General features: G+C 66.4%; 13 protein-coding genes and 1 pseudogene. 9 read left to right on the top strand and 5 right to left on the bottom strand.

Going from position 1 to position 15,457, the window contains the following annotated elements; all coding sequences use genetic code 11:
* A pseudogene (locus tag AC1DVR_RS21430) lies at positions 1–191 on the top strand (FAD-dependent oxidoreductase); the annotation flags it as partial.
* A 92-nt stretch (positions 192–283) separates the two neighbouring features.
* On the opposite strand, the gene AC1DVR_RS21425 reads toward AC1DVR_RS21430, so the two are convergent.
* The 3 genes from AC1DVR_RS21425 to AC1DVR_RS21415 all read right to left on the bottom strand — a co-directional run bounded on the left by AC1DVR_RS21425 (position 284) and on the right by AC1DVR_RS21415 (position 3,669).
* Positions 284–1,303, bottom strand: a complete 1,020-nt coding sequence (locus tag AC1DVR_RS21425; protein WP_478002654.1) for an NAD-dependent epimerase/dehydratase family protein — start codon at positions 1,301–1,303, stop codon at positions 284–286.
* Between the two features lie 43 nt (positions 1,304–1,346).
* On the bottom strand, positions 1,347–3,011 hold the full coding sequence (locus AC1DVR_RS21420; RefSeq protein ID WP_478002653.1) for an acyl-CoA dehydrogenase family protein: 1,665 nt from the start codon (positions 3,009–3,011) through the stop codon (positions 1,347–1,349).
* Positions 3,012–3,150: 139 nt separating this feature from the next.
* Positions 3,151–3,669, bottom strand: a complete 519-nt coding sequence (locus AC1DVR_RS21415; RefSeq protein WP_478002652.1) for a hypothetical protein — start codon at positions 3,667–3,669, stop codon at positions 3,151–3,153.
* A 103-nt stretch (positions 3,670–3,772) separates the two neighbouring features.
* On the opposite strand from AC1DVR_RS21415, the gene AC1DVR_RS21410 reads away from it, so the two are divergent.
* Positions 3,773–4,543: a sulfite exporter TauE/SafE family protein gene (locus tag AC1DVR_RS21410; protein WP_478002651.1), complete on the top strand. Its 771-nt coding sequence runs from the start codon at positions 3,773–3,775 to the stop codon at positions 4,541–4,543.
* 4 nt (positions 4,544–4,547) lie between these two features.
* Here the strand turns inward: AC1DVR_RS21410 and AC1DVR_RS21405 are convergent, their stop codons facing one another.
* Complete coding sequence (locus AC1DVR_RS21405) at positions 4,548–6,143, bottom strand: phosphoenolpyruvate carboxykinase (RefSeq protein WP_478002650.1); 1,596 nt, start codon at positions 6,141–6,143, stop codon at positions 4,548–4,550.
* 352 nt (positions 6,144–6,495) lie between these two features.
* Between AC1DVR_RS21405 and AC1DVR_RS21400 the strand changes: the two genes are divergently transcribed.
* The 7 genes from AC1DVR_RS21400 to AC1DVR_RS21370 are packed head-to-tail and all read left to right on the top strand — an operon-like array spanning position 6,496 to position 11,933.
* Positions 6,496–7,197, top strand: coding sequence for a response regulator transcription factor (locus tag AC1DVR_RS21400; protein ID WP_478002649.1), 702 nt, complete (start codon positions 6,496–6,498; stop codon positions 7,195–7,197).
* Between the two features lie 20 nt (positions 7,198–7,217).
* Positions 7,218–8,912: a sensor N-terminal transmembrane domain-containing protein gene (locus AC1DVR_RS21395; RefSeq protein WP_478002648.1), complete on the top strand. Its 1,695-nt coding sequence runs from the start codon at positions 7,218–7,220 to the stop codon at positions 8,910–8,912.
* An 8-nt stretch (positions 8,913–8,920) separates the two neighbouring features.
* Positions 8,921–9,376 carry an HPr kinase/phosphorylase gene (locus tag AC1DVR_RS21390; RefSeq protein ID WP_478002655.1) on the top strand — a complete coding sequence of 152 codons (456 nt, stop codon included), beginning with the start codon at positions 8,921–8,923 and terminating at the stop codon, positions 9,374–9,376.
* A gap of 36 nt (positions 9,377–9,412) precedes the next feature.
* Entirely contained in the window at positions 9,413–10,345 is a 933-nt protein-coding gene (gene rapZ, locus AC1DVR_RS21385) for an RNase adapter RapZ (protein WP_478002647.1), read from the top strand.
* Entirely contained in the window at positions 10,342–10,740 is a 399-nt protein-coding gene (locus AC1DVR_RS21380; protein WP_478002646.1) for a PTS sugar transporter subunit IIA, read from the top strand. Before rapZ ends, AC1DVR_RS21380 begins: the two co-directional genes overlap by 4 nt.
* Before the next feature lie 4 nt (positions 10,741–10,744).
* Complete coding sequence (locus AC1DVR_RS21375) at positions 10,745–11,014, top strand: HPr family phosphocarrier protein (RefSeq protein WP_478002645.1); 270 nt, start codon at positions 10,745–10,747, stop codon at positions 11,012–11,014.
* A gap of 55 nt (positions 11,015–11,069) precedes the next feature.
* Positions 11,070–11,933: a lysophospholipid acyltransferase family protein gene (locus AC1DVR_RS21370; RefSeq protein ID WP_478002644.1), complete on the top strand. Its 864-nt coding sequence runs from the start codon at positions 11,070–11,072 to the stop codon at positions 11,931–11,933.
* 18 nt (positions 11,934–11,951) lie between these two features.
* On the opposite strand, the gene smc is transcribed toward AC1DVR_RS21370, so the two are convergent.
* Positions 11,952–15,407: a chromosome segregation protein SMC gene (gene smc / locus AC1DVR_RS21365; RefSeq protein ID WP_478002643.1), complete on the bottom strand. Its 3,456-nt coding sequence runs from the start codon at positions 15,405–15,407 to the stop codon at positions 11,952–11,954.
* Between the last annotated feature and the right edge of the window lie 50 nt (positions 15,408–15,457).

The raw sequence follows: 15,457 nt of genomic DNA, 5'->3' as shown, positions 1-15,457 counted from the left end.
GGGCCGGCCTGCGCCCTCGCGCCCTCAGCCGCGGCCCGCTCCTTGGCCCCTGGCCCGGTCGCCCCGGCCATTTCATCGCCAACGGTGGCTTCAAGATCGGCTTCGGGACCGCCGCCGAAACCGCCCGCCTCATCTGCGATCTGGTGCTGGACGGCACCGACGCGATCCCCGCGCAATTCCTCCCCTCCTGACCCCCCGGCCCCCCCATTTGCCCTCTGCCCAAATACTCTCGGGTGGGCACGGGAGGGCAGACAGCCCTCCCGCCCCGGCCAGGGGCGACCGGTCAGACAGCCTGATGCGCGGCCAGCCACTCCGCGCTGGCGCGCAAAGCGTCGGAGGGTTCGATGAACCGCATCCCCATCTCGCGCTGGGCCCGGGCGTTGGACACGTCATGGATCTTGCCGACCGAGGGCAGAATGCTTCGCAAGGAAGGGTCAAAGAAGGCCAGCAGTTTCAGCAGGGCCAAAGGCGCCACCCGCGTCGGGATCCGGCGCTGCGGGAAGGTGGTTTTCAGCACCAGCCCCATGTCCGGCAAGGTCATCGACCCCGCCGCGGCGATGTAGCGCCGCCCCGCCGTCTCGGGGCGCTGGGCGGCGCGCAGGTGCATCTCGGCCACGTCGCGCACATCGACGCAAGGCATGCTGATCAGGGGCAGCATCGGGTCGCGCCCCTTGAAGACGCGCTCCACCAGCGCCAGCGAGGTGCCGAACCGCGCATCGAGCGGCGGCCCCAGCACGAGGCCCGGGTTGATGCAGGTCACCAGCATCCCCGGCGCCTCCCTGGCCACGAAGTCCCAGACGGCGCGTTCGGCCAGGGTCTTCGACATCGCATAGGCCGTGGTCGCCGGCGCCTGCAGATCGCACCAGTCGGCCTCATCCTGAACGCCGGGGCGGTTGGTGTTGATCACCGCCACGGTGGAGGAGGTGACGATGGCCCGCCCGATCCCCGCGCCCTGGGCGGCCCGCAAGGCGCGCAGGGTGCCCTCGACTGCCGGGCGCACCAGATCAGCCGGATCCCTCGGCTGCCGCATCGGGAAGGGAGAGGCGGTGTGGATCAACAGATCCGCCCCCACCATCGCCGCGGCCCAACCGGCATCCGCCGTCAGGTCAGCCTCGGCAAAGGACAGCCGCGCCAGCGCCGGCGCGGTCAAATGCGGGGCCAGCGCGTCGCGCACCTCGCCGGCACGCGCCGGACTGCGCAGGGTGCCGCGCACCGCCCAGCCTGCTTGCAGGAAGCGCAAGGCGATGTGCTTGGCGATAAAGCCAGAGACACCCGTCACCACCACCAGCCGCTGAACCCCCATCGCCGTCTCCCCTGTTGGGGCAGAGCTAGCGCGGCCTTGGGCCTCAGTCCAGCAGCCTGCGTGCGATGACCTGAGCCTGGATCTCGGCAGCGCCTTCAAAGATCGACAGGATGCGCGCATCGCAGAGCAACCGGCTTGCCACATATTCCTGCGCAAAGCCGTTGCCGCCATGGATCTGCAAGCCGTTGTCGGCGGCGGCCCAGGCCACGCGGGCGGCCAGCAGCTTGGCCATCCCGGCCTCGAGGTCGCAACGCTTGCCCTCGTCCTTTTCGCGGGCGGCGTGGTAGGTGATCTGACGCGAGATCGCGATTTCGACCGCCATCATCGCAAGCTTCGCCGCCACCCGGGGAAACTCGATCAGCGGCTTGCCAAACTGCACCCGCTCGGTCGCATAGCGCATCGCGGTTTCCAGCGCGGATTGCGCGACACCAATCGCGCGGGCGGCGGTCTGGATGCGAGCGGATTCAAAGGTCTGCATCAGCTGCTTGAAGCCTTGCCCGGTCACCCCGCCCAGAAGGTTCGCCCCCTTGACCGCGAAACCGTCGAAGGCCAGTTCGTATTCCTTCATGCCGCGGTAGCCCAGCACCTTGATCTCGCCCCCGGTCATGCCCGGCGTGGGGAAGGGATCGGCCTCGGTGCCGGGCGTCTTTTCGGCGAGGAACAGGCTCAGGCCGCGGTAATCCGTCGTCTCGGCCTCGCTGCGGGCCAGAAGCATCATCACATGGGCGCGGGCGGCATGGGTGATCCAGGTCTTGTTGCCGGTGATCTGCCAGTCGTCACCGACCTTGACCGCGCGGGTGCGCAAGGAGCCGAGGTCCGACCCGGTGTTGGGTTCAGTGAAGACGGCGGTCGGCAGGATTTCCGCGCTGGCGATCTTGGGCAGCCATTCGGCCTTTTGCGCGGGCGTGCCGCCGCAGAGGATCAGTTCGGCGGCAATCTCGCTGCGGGTGCCTAGGGAACCCACGCCGATATACCCACGCGACAGTTCTTCCGAGACGACGACCATCGCCGCCTTGGGCAGGCCGAAGCCGCCGAATTCCTCGGGCAGGGTCAGGCCGAAGACGCCCATTTCAGCCAGCTTGCCGATGATCTCCATCGGGATCAGCTCGTCCTTCAGGTGCCATTGATGGGCAAAGGGGATGACCTCCTCGTCCGAAAAGCGGCGGAACTGGTCGCGGATCATCTCCAGCTCGTCCTCCAGCCCAGAGGCGCCGAAGGTCGCCACACCGTCCTGCGCCCGCATCAGGGCGACGAGCCGCATCCGGGCCTTGTCATTGGCGCCGGCGATCAGGGCCTGGGCCTCGGGGCCGGGCTGATAGGGGGCAATCCCGAGGTCAGCGGCGCGGGCCACCTCGTTCTGGCTCATCGCGATGCCGCCGGCGATTTGCGCCAGATATTCGCCAAAGCCCAGTTGCAGGATCAGCGCCTCGGTCTCGCCGAACTTGCCGGCTTCGGTCAGGGCGCCGCCCCAGGCGGCCAGCTGCTTCAGGGCTTGGACATAGGTCGCAAGCCAGGCCAGGCCGTGGGCCGCGTATTGATCCGCCTCCAGCGCCTGGGACGAGACCTTGCCGCCCGAGGTGACCAGAGCGGCCAAGGCGGCGCGGGCTTTGGCCAGATGGGCCGAGATTTCGGCCAAGGCCGGGCCGGTCAGCGGCAAAAGCCCAGGCAGGAGCGGCGTTGCGGGCAGGTCTTGTCCATCGTGGGGCATGGGGTCCTCGCAGATTCTGCAGTTGCGAGATCCATAGCCACTTTGCAAGCGCAGCGCAATAATAATTCACTCTGCCATCACCAAGTGAACTATTATGTCGCAGAGGATTTTGCAGAGGATTTTGCGGGGGATTTTGCCGTCAGGAGGTCGCCGCCTGACAATCCGCCACGATCCCGGGGGCGGATTCCTGCGGAACCACCTCAAAACTCACACGGTACAGTCGGGTTTCCCCGTCCCAGGCCTCGAAGGTCCAGATGCCGGGCTGGCGTTCGCTTTCGATGTCGAACGAAAAGAACTCGGTCGTCTCGAGCCCTGCGGGGAAATTGGCGAGGTAGGTTTCCGGCTGCGCGCGGCCGGGGCGGAACACCAGCATCTTGACCGGCGCTATGTCGCGCAAGCTGACGGCGGCGACGCCAAAGGCCATGCCCAGGGCATCCGGCACCAGCTGGCCCTTGCGGGTGACCGTGATCGCCTCGTCCGGCACCTGGATATAGCCGGCCTCGGTGCCTGGCGCGGGCTCGCGGTGGGTGTTGGCGGGCGAGCAGATGATCACTGCCTCGACGCCGGCGATATCGGCGGAATGTTCGGGTGCGGCCACCTGCGCCCCGGCCGCCCCGGCCAACAGAAGAAACCCCGTCAGGATCGCACCGCGCCACATGTCAGCCTCCGCTTTCAATGCCATCGCAGCATGGATGGGGCAGGGCCGCAAGCGCTTCCCTTTCCCCATGGCTTTGATACGAGGAGGGGCAGAGGGGGGACCAATGGATTTCTTCATGGATCATCTGAGTGTTGCGGCCTTCTGGGCCGCCATGGCGATCACGCTCCTTGCCGGATTTGTGAAGGGCGCGGTGGGATTTGCCATGCCGACGATCATGATGGCGTCCTTCTCGTCCTTCCTGCCGCCGGATGTGGCGCTGGCCGGGCTGATCCTGCCAACTTTCGTCACCAACCTGACCCAGGCCCTGCGCCAGGGCGTGACCCCGGCGCTGGAGACGTCGCGCAGCTACTGGCGGATCCTGGCCGCGACGGTGATCTTCATCCTGGTCTCCTCCGGCTTCGTCCATGCCATTCCGCAGCGGGTGTTCCTGCTCCTGCTGGGCGTGCCGATCACCGCCTTCGCCCTGCTGCAACTGGCGGGCAAGAACCTCGCGATAAGGCTGGAGCATCGCACCCGGGCCGAATGGGTGCTGGGGGCCATCGGCGGGCTTTATGGCGGGGTGTCGGGGATCTGGGGGCCGCCCTTGCTGGTCTACCTTCTGTCCATCGGCGCCGACAAGCGCGAGACGGTGCGGGTCCAGGGCGTGGTTTTCCTGATCGGGGCTTTCGTGCTGGTTCTGGCGCATCTGCACACCGGAGTGCTGAACGCGCAAAGTGCGGCCTTTTCCGCCGCGCTGATCATCCCGGCGCAAATGGGGCAGATGGCGGGGAATTTCGTGCAGGACCGGCTGGACCGGTCACGCTTCCGGCGCTGGACCCAGGTTCTTCTGGTGCTGACGGGCCTCAACCTGGCCCGTCAGGCTTTGTTTCACTGATCGCTCAGATCGCGGCGGCCTTCACTTCATCGTCGATGAAGGGCAGGTATTGCGCGAAGTTGGCGGCGAACATGCCGGCCAGCTTCTTGGCCTGCGCATCATATTGCTCGCCCGAGGCCCAGGTGCGGCGCGGGTCCAAGAGATTGTCATCGACGCCCGGCACCGAAACCGGCACGTCGAAGCCGAAGTTCGGGTCCTTGCGGAAGGTGGCATTGGCCAGCGAACCATCCAACGCCGCCGCCAGCAAAGCGCGGGTGGCCTTGATCGGCATGCGCGAGCCGGTGCCATAGGCCCCGCCGGTCCAGCCGGTGTTGACCAGCCAGCACGAGGCACCCTGTTTCGCGATCTTGGCCTGCAACAGCTTGCCGTAAACCTCGGGCCGGCGCGGCATGAAGGGGGCGCCGAAGCAGGTGGAGAAGGTCGGCTGCGGCTCGGTCACGCCACGCTCGGTCCCCGCGACCTTCGAGGTGAAGCCCGACAGGAAGTGGTACATCGCCTGCGCCGGGGTCAGCCGCGCGATCGGCGGCAGCACACCGTAAGCGTCGCAGGTCAGCATCACCACATTGCGCGGATGGCCGCCAAGCCCGGTGGCCGAAGCGTTGGAGATATAGTCCAAGGGATAGGCGCAGCGGATGTTCGCGGTCTTGCTGTCGTCGGCGAAGTCCAGCTCCAGCGTCTCCGGGTCGTAGACCATGTTCTCGATCACGGTCGCAAAGCGGTGCGTGGTGGCATAGATCTCCGGCTCGGCCTCGGGCGAAAGGTTGATGGTCTTGGCATAGCAGCCGCCTTCGAAGTTGAAGGTGCCGCGGTCCGACCAGCCGTGTTCGTCATCGCCGATCAGGATGCGCGAGGGGTCGGCCGACAGCGTGGTCTTGCCGGTGCCCGACAGGCCGAAGAACACGGCGGTATCGACCGGGTTGCCGATGGCGTGGTTGGCCGAGCAGTGCATCGCCATCACGCCCTTTTCGGGCAGAAGGTAGTTCAACAGCGTGAAGACCGACTTCTTGTTTTCGCCCGCATAGGCGGTATTGGCGATCAGGATCAGCTTCTTGTCGAAGTTCATCGCGATCACGGTGTCGGTCCGGCAGCCGTGGCGCACCGGATCGGCCTTGAACGAGGGGCAGTTGATCACGGTCCAGTCGGGCTGGAAAGTGTCCAGCTCGGCCCGCGCCGGGCGGCGCAGCAGGTGGCGGATGAACAGGCCGTGCCAGGCGAGCTCGGTCACCATCCGCAGATCCACGCGGTGGATCGGGTCGGCCCCGGCGTAAAGATCCTGCACGAAATAGTCGCGGCCCTGCATGTGGGTCAGCATGTCGGCGTAAAGCCGATCAAAGGCATCCGGCGCCATCGCGGCGTTGTTTTCCCACCAGATGGCATTTTCCACCGAGGGCGTGCGCACGATGTGCTTGTCCTTGGGCGATCGGCCGGTGAATTGCCCGGTTTCGCACAGGAAGGTGCCGCCAAGGCCAAGCTTGCCCTCGCCGCGGGTGACAGCCGCTTCGACCAGCGCAGGCTCGATCAGGTTGTAATAGACATTTCCAAGACCGGTGATGCCCTGATCGTCCAGCCGCATGGCCGGGTTCACGCGCCCATTCGTCATTCTGCAAGCTCCTCCGCCGCAAGATGCGGCTTCCCCAGATTTAAACCAAAGACGGCCGGGCCAGCAGCCGCCAGAAAAGACCCGGGACCTGGGTCTTCTCTCAAATGCCTATAACATGCAGATTTATAAGGGCAAAAGTGCTGATTTCCTTCGTTAGCGCAATCAGTGCCAGGTTAGCGCAACCAAAGCGGGCCCCTGCCTGTTGCTGCGACATATTAGTCATTCCTTTGGGAATTTAGACCCTGATGGAGTCCCGGACCCCCGGTGATTCGCAGTTAGTGGTTGATTCCCGGGGGAGGAAAACAGATCATGTGGAAAATAAGGCAAACCGAGCAGAATAGGATAGCCCAACATGGCAAGGATCGCCCTTGTGGACGACGACAGGAACATCCTGACGTCCGTTTCGATGACTCTGGAAGCCGAGGGGTTCGAGGTCGAAACGTTCAATGACGGCCAGTCGGCGCTGGATGCGTTCAACCGGCGCATGCCCGACATGGCGGTGCTGGACATCAAGATGCCCCGGATGGACGGCATGGATCTTCTGCAGCGGTTGCGGACCAAGACCCAGATGCCGGTGATCTTCCTCACCTCCAAGGATGACGAGATCGACGAAGTGCTCGGCCTGCGGATGGGCGCCGACGATTACGTCAAGAAACCCTTCAGCCAGCGCCTTCTGGTCGAACGCATCCGCGCGCTTTTGCGCCGTCAGGACGCGATCCAGACCGGCGAAGTGGCCGTGACCGAAGAAAACAAGATCATGGAGCGGGGCAATCTGCGGATGGACCCCCTGCGCCATTCGGTGTCCTGGAAGGGGCTGGATGTGTCGCTGACCGTGACCGAGTTCATGCTGCTTCAGGCCCTGGCGCAGCGCCCCGGGTTCGTTAAAAGCCGCGACCAGCTGATGGATGTGGCCTATGACGATCAGGTCTATGTCGACGACCGCACGATCGACAGCCATATCAAGCGCTTGCGCAAGAAAATGCGCAGCGTTGACGACACCTTCTCGGCCATCGAAACGCTTTATGGCATCGGCTATCGTTACAACGAAGAATGACCGCTTTTCCCCAAATCAGCATGGCACAGAAACGTGATCCGAAGTCGGGCGATCGACCCGGAGAGCTGCTTTTGGGCGAAGACTGGGTGTCGCCCCAGGACATGGTCGAGGCCTCCTTGCGCGATGGCCGCAAGCGGCGTGGGCTGGTGTCGCTGAACCACTCGCCGCTGGCGCGCAAGATCATCGTGTTCAACCTGATGGCGCTGGTGATTCTGGTCGCGGGCGTCCTCTTCATGAATCCGTTCCGCGACAGCCTTGTCGTCCAGCGCGAGCGCGGGCTGGAGAATGAGGCCCGGCTGATCGCCAATGTGATCGAGGCCGGCCTGCCTGCCGATGGCACCGTGCAGGCTGCCGACAGCAATGTGCTGTCGCACCGGCTCAGCGATGCCACGATCGGGCCGGGGGTAGAGGTCTATCTCTTTGATGCAACGGGGAATCTTCTGGCACGCTCGGTCGGCGCGCCGCAGGCGCCGGGTGCGTCGGGCGGGCGCTCGACCATCATCACCGATTTTCTGAACCTGATCTGGGATGGCATCTCGGGCCTGCTCAGCGGCAATCCAGCCAGCCGCGAAAAGGTCTCGGGCGAGGCGATGGCCCGCAACCTGTTTCCCGCCGCGCTGGGCGGCGAGACGCCGCACAACACCGGGCAGGGGCCTGAAGGTGGCGCGCAATTCTCGGTCGCAACCCCGGTGGTGCGCAACGGCGTCGTTCTGGGCGTGGTCGGCCTGACCTCGGCCGAGGGTGAGATCGACAGCCTGGTGCGCAACGAGCGTGAGCAGATCCTGCAGATGTTCGTCATCGCACTTCTGGTTTCGATCGGCCTGTCGCTGGTTCTGGCCTCGACCATCGCCAACCCCCTGTCCGACCTCGCCGCCGCCGCCGAAATCGGCCGCGACCGTGATTCGCGCGCCATGTCGCCGGGCCGGGTCCGGATTCCCGATCTTTCCGCCCGCCCGGACGAGATCGGCCGTCTGTCGATTGCGATGCGCGGCATGGTGACGGCGCTTTACGACCGGATCGACGCCAACGAACAATTCGCCGCCGACGTCAGCCATGAGATCAAGAACCCCCTCGCCTCGCTCCGCTCCGCCGTGGGGTCGCTGCGCATGGTTCGGAAAGAGGAGCACCGCGAAAAGCTCCTCGACGTGATCGAACATGACGTGCGCCGTCTTGACCGGCTGGTCAGCGACATCTCCAACGCCTCCCGGCTCGACAGCGAACTGGTCAAGGAAGAGGAAGAAGAGTTCAACCTTCTGAAAACCCTGTCGAACCTGACCGAATACCTCGGCCAGCAGGCGGGCGAGAAGGGTGTCGAATTCATCACCGATTTCCCGCATGAGCCGATCCGGATCAACGGGCTTGAGGCGCGGCTGGCGCAGGTTTTCGTCAACCTGATCACCAATGCGATCTCGTTCTGCGAAAGCGGCGATGCGGTGCGGGTCTGGGCGCGGCGCAAGGAAAACCGCGTCCTCGTCGTGATCGAGGATACCGGCCCCGGCATCCCCGAACAGGCGCTGACCAAGATCTTCAAGCGCTTCTATTCAGAACGCCCCAAGGCGGATTTCGGCAATCACTCGGGCCTTGGCCTTGCGATCTCCAAGCAGATCATCGAGGCGCATGGCGGGGTGATCTGGGCGGAGAATATCCGCCCGACTCAGGCCGATGTCACCTCCGAACCTCTGGGCGCGCGGTTCGTCGTCGGTCTGCCGGTGTGACCCCCCCGGTGACCGGCGCCGGGCCCGAGGTGATCCACGCCAGCTGCGTGGCGGTGGACGGGCGTGGTCTGCTGATTCTGGGACCCTCCGGCGCCGGAAAATCCGCCCTCGCCTTGCAGCTGATGGCCCTCGGCGCCGATCTGGTGGCCGATGATCGGGTGGAAATCAGCGTATCACCCGAAGTCTCCGATGATTCCCCCACGCAAGCCCGGCTTCTGGCCCGCTCCCCCGCTCCCCTCGCCGGCCTGATCGAGGCGCGCGGTGTCGGGATCCTGCAGGCGCCCTTTCTGAACCAGGCCGAAATCACCCTCGTCGTCGATCTGTCCCAGCCCGAAACCGACCGTTTGCCGCCGCGACGCCACGCCACCCTGCTTGGCGTGCAACTTCCCCTTGTACTGAAGGGAACGGATCTCCATTTTCATGCTTCGGTGTTGTGCTATCTCAAAGGTGCGCGCCACGCCTGATCCCGCTTCCCCTTTCCCGCGCCCAAGCCGCAAAGCATGACCGAACCGACCGACACCTCCCTTGCGCATCACTTCGTTCTGGTCACCGGGCCTTCCGGGGCCGGCCGTTCGACTGCGTTCCACGCGCTGGAAGATCTGGGCTACGAGGCGATCGACAACCTGCCGCTGTCGCTGATCCCGCGGCTCTTGGACGGCCCGCCGCTGGGCCGCCCGATCGCCCTCGGCCTCGACGTGCGCAACCGCGATTTCAGCGCCACCACAGTGATCGAGCTGATCGACACGCTGACGCGCGACCCCTTGGTGACGCTCGAGGTTCTTTATCTCGACTGCTCGCCCGCGGTTCTGGTGCGCCGCTTCAGCCAGACCCGCCGCCGCCACCCCCTGACCGAGGCTGCCACCCCCGCCGAGGGGATCGAGCGCGAGATTGACCTGCTGGCCCCGATCCGGGTGCGCGCCGATCATCTGATCGACACGTCGGAACTGTCGCCGCACGACCTCAAGGCCGAGATCGACCATTGGTTCGGTCAGGGCCAGCAGGCGCGTCTGGCGTTGTCGGTGCAGAGCTTCAGCTACAAGCGCGGTCTGCCGCGCGGCGTCGACATGGTGTTCGACTGCCGATTCCTGACGAATCCCTATTGGGTGCCGGCCCTGCGCGAGTTGGACGGGCGTGATGCCGCGGTGGCCCAACATATCGAAACCGACCCGCTTTTCGCCGAATTCTTCCAGAGGTTGCAGGAAATCGTGCTTTTGATCCTGCCTGCGCAACTGCAGGAGGGTAAGGCCCATCTGGCCATCGGGTTCGGCTGTACCGGGGGGCAACACCGGTCGGTTGCAGTTGCAGAAAAATTGGCCAAAGTGCTTGCAGATGCCGGCTGGCAGGTGTCAAAACGTCATCGGGAACTGGAGCGGCGGGGAACCTCCCCGACGCCTGACGGGATCAGTGGCGAAACAGGGGTAGGTCGCGGGTGATCGGAGTCGTCATCGTAGCGCATGGTGGTCTGGCGCGAGAGTATCTCTCGGCCGTCGAACATGTCGTGGGCAAACAGCCGGATATGCAGGCCATCTCGATCGAGGATGACTGCGATCGCGCAAAGAAGCAGGCCGAGATCTGCGCCGCCGCCAATGCGGTGGATCAGGGCGGCGGAGTCGTCGTGGTCACCGACATGTTTGGCGGCTCGCCGTCGAACCTGTCCCTGCTGGCCTGCACCTCGGGGCCGGAACGGCGGATCATCTACGGCGCAAATCTGCCGATGCTGATCAAGCTTGCAAAGTCGCGCGCCTTGTCGGTGAATGACGCTGTGGCTGCGGCCCTGGATGCCGGGCGAAAATACATCAACAGCCTGGATCTGGGCGGGGGCGCGTAAGTTAATGGGGCAAATGATCCTCAAGATCATCAACGAAAAGGGGCTCCACGCCCGGGCGTCTGCCAAGTTCGTCGAGGTCGTGGAGGAGTTCGACGCCCAGGCCCAGGTGACCCGCGACGGCATGTCCGTGTCGGGCGACAGCATCATGGGGCTTTTGATGTTGGCAGCCTCGCGCGGAACTACTATTGAGGTGGAAACCAGTGGACCTCAGGCCGAGGCGCTTGCCGCAGCCTTGCAGTCTCTGGTGGCTGACCGCTTTGGCGAAGACCGCTGAGCGCCTTGCAGGGGAAGGCTAAGGCTTCGTGACGCAGATTCAGGATAGCAAGAGCATGGCACCGCCGGTGGCCGGCCCCGAACGCGGGGTGGGGCGCAAGTATGACATGCGACGTCTGTCCTACGCCGGTACCTTCACCAACCCGTTCAAGGTCTACACCATCCGCGCGCTGGAGTGGATGACGGCCAAGGTCAAGCTTCTGCAGATGATCCGCAGCTTCGAGAAGTCGGGCGCCCCGGTCGGCGTGACCTTCTGGAGCAAGGCCGTCCGCCACATGGGCATCCGCATCGATACCCCGCCGGAAGAGATCGCCCGCATCCCGGCGACGGGGCCGGTGGTCGTGGTGGCCAACCATCCGCATGGGCTGGTCGACGGCATGATCATGGCCGAACTGGTGAGCCGCGTGCGGTCCGATTTCCGGATCCTGACGCGCAGCCTGCTCACCGGCATCCCCGAGATCGAGGAATTCATGATTCCGGTGCCTTTCCCGCACGAGGAAAACTCGCGCGAGCTGGGCCTGCAGATGCGGGAACTGACCATGGCGCATCTGGCCAACAACGGGCTGGTGATCCTGTTCCCGGCCGGCCGGGTGGCCTGTTCGGAAACCTGGTTCGGCCCCGCGATCGAGGCGGAGTGGAACGTCTTTACCCACAAGATGATCATGAAGTCGGGGGCGACCATCGTGCCGATCCACTTCACCGGCCAGAACTCCCGCGCCTATCAGATCGCCAACAAGCTGGCCGCGACCCTGCGCCAGGGCCTGTTGCTTTACGAAATCAAGCGCGCCCTCTTCAAGCCGCAGCGCCCGATCGTGGGCGAGCCGATCCCGGCGTCCGAGCTGGAAAAGTGGAAGGGCAACCCGCGCGGCTTCCTCGCCTGGCTGCGCGAGCATACGCTGGCCTTGGGCACCAAGGCCTGACAGGGGCCAAGCCCCGCCTCAGGCCACCAAAGCCTCGGCCCGTTTCAGATCGACGCTGACCAGCTGGCTGACCCCCTGTTCGGCCATGGTCACGCCAAACAACCGGTCCATCCGGCTCATCGTCACGGCGTGGTGGGTGATGACCAGGAAACGCGTCTCGGTCCGGCGCCGCATCTCGTCCATCAGGTCGCAGAAGCGCGTGACATTGGCGTCGTCGAGCGGCGCATCGACCTCGTCCAGCACGCAGATCGGCGCCGGATTGGCGAGGAAGACGCCGAAGATCAGCGCCAGCGCCGTCAGCGTCTGTTCGCCGCCTGACAGCAGCGACAGGGTGGACAGCCGCTTGCCCGGCGGCTGGCACATGATTTCAAGGCCGGCCTCCAGCGGATCATCGCTTTCCACCATGACCAGTCGCGCCTCGCCGCCGCCGAAAAGGTGGGTGAAGAGCGTGGCGAAATTGGCGTTGACCTGTTCAAAGGCGGTCAGCAGCCTTTCGCGCCCCTCGCGGTTCAGCCCGGCGATCCCGGCGCGCAGTTTCTTGATCGCCTCTTCAAGGTCGATCTTCTCGGCCGCCAGCGCGTCATGTTCGCCTGCGACCGTCTTGGCATCTTCCTCCGCCCGCAGGTTGACCGCGCCCAGAGCCTCGCGCTGGCGTTTCAGGCGGGCGACATCGGCCTCCAGCGCCTCGGCGTCGGGCATGCGGTCGGGATCGGTCTGCAGGGTGGAGAGGAGTTGGTCCGGAGTCGCCCCGGCCTCCTCCTCGATCCGCGCGGCGGCAAGGCTGGCGGCCTCACGCGCTGCATCCAGCCGCGCCTCGGCCCGGGCGCGGGCCTCGCGCGCTTCACCTGCGGCGCGTTCGGTCTCACGCTCGCTGCCTTGCGCCTGGCGCAGCGCGGCTTCGCCTGCGGCCAAGGCATCGGCCGCCGCCTGACGCCGCGCCTCGGCTGCGTCCATCGCTTCCGAAAGGTCTTCGCGCTTGGCGGCGAGTTCTTCGGGCAGTTCCAGCGCCTCGGCCAGTTCCTCTTCGGTCGCGGTCCGGCGTTCGGTCAGTTCGGCCATCCGCTTGCCCGCAGTGTCCAGCCGGTGTTTCCAGCCCGAAAGCTCCTTGGTCGCCTCCTGCCGCCGCTTGATCCGCGCCTCGCCCTCGCGGCGCAATTCGTCATGCCCGGCACGGCGGGTCATCATCGCGATGCGGGCGCCCTCGACGGCCAGCCTGGTGTCATCGACCAGCGCACGGGCGGCGGCGAGGTCACCCAGTTCCTCCAGCCCCGCTTCGGCCTCCTCCAGCCTTTCGCGGGCGGAAGCCGCCTCGTCGCGGTAGCGCGCCACGGCGGCCTCGGCCTGTTCCAGCCGACCCTCGGCGATCGACCTTTCCCCCTCGGCGCGCGAGGCGGCGCGGTTCGCCTCGGTCACCCGCTGGTCGGCGGCGCGGCGGGCATCGCGGGCCATCTGGTCGGCGCGCGACAGGTCGGCCAGCCGCGCATGCAGCGCGTCATGCGCCTGTGCTGCGCCCTCGGCCTTGGCCGCCACCTCTTCCAGATCGCGTTTCAGCTGCACCAGCCGGTTCAGCTGGCGCAACCGCGCCGCCGCCGCCGAGGGCGCATCTTCGGAAGCCGCGCGGAACCCGTCCCAACGCCAGAGATCGCCCTCCAGGCTGACCACCCTTTGGCCGGGGCGCAGCAGCCTCTGCACGCGCGGCCCGTCCTGCGCAGCCACAAGACCGATCTGCGACAGACGCCGCGCCAGCACCTGCGGTGCGCCGACATGGGCGGCCAGCGGCGTGCAGCCCTCGGGAAGCGGTTGCGCGGGGGCGAAAGCCTCCATCTGCACCCAGCCGGAGCGCGCCTCGCCCGTCACCTCGGGCGCGCGCAGATCGTCGGCCATGGCGGCCCCGAGCGCCGCCTCATAGCCGGGATCGACCTGCAGCTGGTCCAGCAGTTGCGTCCCGGCCTGCGCCTCGCGCTGCACCATCCGGGCCAGGGCCGCAACCTCGGCGCGCAGCGCGTTGGCCTCGCCCTCGGCGGCAGAGCGGACGGCACGGGCATCGGCTTCGCGGCTTTGGGTGGCGGCGCGGGCTTCCTCGGCGGCGATCAGCGCCTCTTCGGCGGCCTCGGCCATGGCGAGCGCCGCCTCCTGCGCCTCGATGGCCGCCTCCTGCTGGGCCAGAGCGGTTTCGACCGTCTCGCCCGCCTCGGTGACGGCCTGGGCGGCGCGGGCCTCCTCGGTCCGGGCGCGTTCCAGCATCCGGCGGTTGTCGGCGGCCAGACGTTCGGCGGATTGGTGGCGGGCGGCGAGGCGGGCGGCGTCCTCGGTGGCCTGCGACAGGTCGCCCTCGCGGGTGCCCAGTTCGGCGGCGGCGGCGCGGGCCAGTTCGGCGGCCTCGGCCAGCCTTTCGTCCTGGCCATCCGCGGCGCGCAGCAGCTGGTCGACCTCCCATTCCAGCCGTTCGATCATCTCGCCGGCATCGCGGTTCAGGCCCTGTTCACGCTCGCCGTCCCGCGCCATCTGCTGCAGGCGCGATTTCAGGGTTTCGATCAGGGTCTTGGCACGGGTCTCCTCATTGCCCAAGGCGTCGCGCTGCAGCGTCAGGCGCTGCAGGATCGCCACGGCCACCGCCTCTTCCTCGCGCAGCGCGGGGAGGGCGCTTTCCGCCGCCTCGCGCGCCTTGCCCGCCGCAAGGGCGGCCAGTTCGGCCTGAGCGGCCGCCGAAAGCCGCTGGCGCAGGCCAAACTCCGCCTCGGCGCGCGCCACCTCGGCCTCGCGCCAGCGCCGGAACAGAAGCATCCCCTCGGCGCGGCGCAGCTCCACCCCGATCTCGCGGTAGCGCGCCGCCTGCCGGGCTTGCCGCGTCAGGGTGGACAGCTGCTGTGCCAGCCCTTCCAGCACGTCATCGACGCGAAGGAGGTTCTGCTCCGCCGCCGAAAGCCGTAGTTCCGCCTCGTGCCGGCGCTGATAAAGGCCCGAGATCCCCGCCGCCTCCTCCAGAATCCGGCGCCGCGCCTTGGGCTTGGCGTTGATCAGTTCGGTGATCTGACCCTGCCGCACCAAGGCGGGCGAATGCGAGCCGGTCGAGGCATCGGCAAACAGCATCTGCACATCGCGGGCGCGGACATCCTTGGCATTGGCCTTGTAGGCAGAGCCTGCATCCCGCGTGATTCGCCGCACCACCTCGATCGTGTCCGAATCGTTGAACCCCGAGGGCGCCAGCCGGTCGGCATTGTCGATGACCAGCGACACTTCGGCGAAATGCCGCGCCCCGCGCCCGCCGGAGCCGTTGAAGATCACGTCCTCCATCCCGCCGCCGCGCATGGCCGAGGCGCGGTTTTCGCCCATGACCCAGCGCAAGGCCTCCAGAAGGTTGGACTTGCCGCAGCCGTTCGGGCCGACAACACCGGTCAGCCCCTCCATGATCATCAGATCGGTGGGATCGACAAAGCTTTTGAAGCCGTTGAGGCGCAGCCGGGTCAGGCGCAAGGGGCATCCTTTCGATTCCCGCGAATGTCACGCCGCAGGGGGGCCAAGTC

This window comes from Rhodobacter sp. P2_H5 (assembly GCF_056403335.1).
Note: the sequence above shows the minus strand (reverse complement) of the source record. Positions and strands in the feature narration are given on the sequence as shown.

What these genes read in the sequence shown, in the direction of transcription:
- AC1DVR_RS21425 (WP_478002654.1), bottom strand. Translation starts at nt 1,303, where the DNA reads ATGGGGGTTCAGCGGCTGGTGGTGGTGACGGGTGTCTCTGGCTTTATC.
- AC1DVR_RS21420 (WP_478002653.1), bottom strand. Translation starts at nt 3,011, where the DNA reads ATGCCCCACGATGGACAAGACCTGCCCGCAACGCCGCTCCTGCCTGGG.
- AC1DVR_RS21415 (WP_478002652.1), bottom strand. Translation starts at nt 3,669, where the DNA reads ATGTGGCGCGGTGCGATCCTGACGGGGTTTCTTCTGTTGGCCGGGGCG.
- AC1DVR_RS21410 (WP_478002651.1), top strand. Translation starts at nt 3,773, where the DNA reads ATGGATTTCTTCATGGATCATCTGAGTGTTGCGGCCTTCTGGGCCGCC.
- AC1DVR_RS21405 (WP_478002650.1), bottom strand. Translation starts at nt 6,143, where the DNA reads ATGACGAATGGGCGCGTGAACCCGGCCATGCGGCTGGACGATCAGGGC.
- AC1DVR_RS21400 (WP_478002649.1), top strand. Translation starts at nt 6,496, where the DNA reads ATGGCAAGGATCGCCCTTGTGGACGACGACAGGAACATCCTGACGTCC.
- AC1DVR_RS21395 (WP_478002648.1), top strand. Translation starts at nt 7,218, where the DNA reads ATGGCACAGAAACGTGATCCGAAGTCGGGCGATCGACCCGGAGAGCTG.
- rapZ (WP_478002647.1), top strand. Translation starts at nt 9,413, where the DNA reads ATGACCGAACCGACCGACACCTCCCTTGCGCATCACTTCGTTCTGGTC.
- AC1DVR_RS21375 (WP_478002645.1), top strand. Translation starts at nt 10,745, where the DNA reads ATGGGGCAAATGATCCTCAAGATCATCAACGAAAAGGGGCTCCACGCC.
- AC1DVR_RS21370 (WP_478002644.1), top strand. Translation starts at nt 11,070, where the DNA reads ATGGCACCGCCGGTGGCCGGCCCCGAACGCGGGGTGGGGCGCAAGTAT.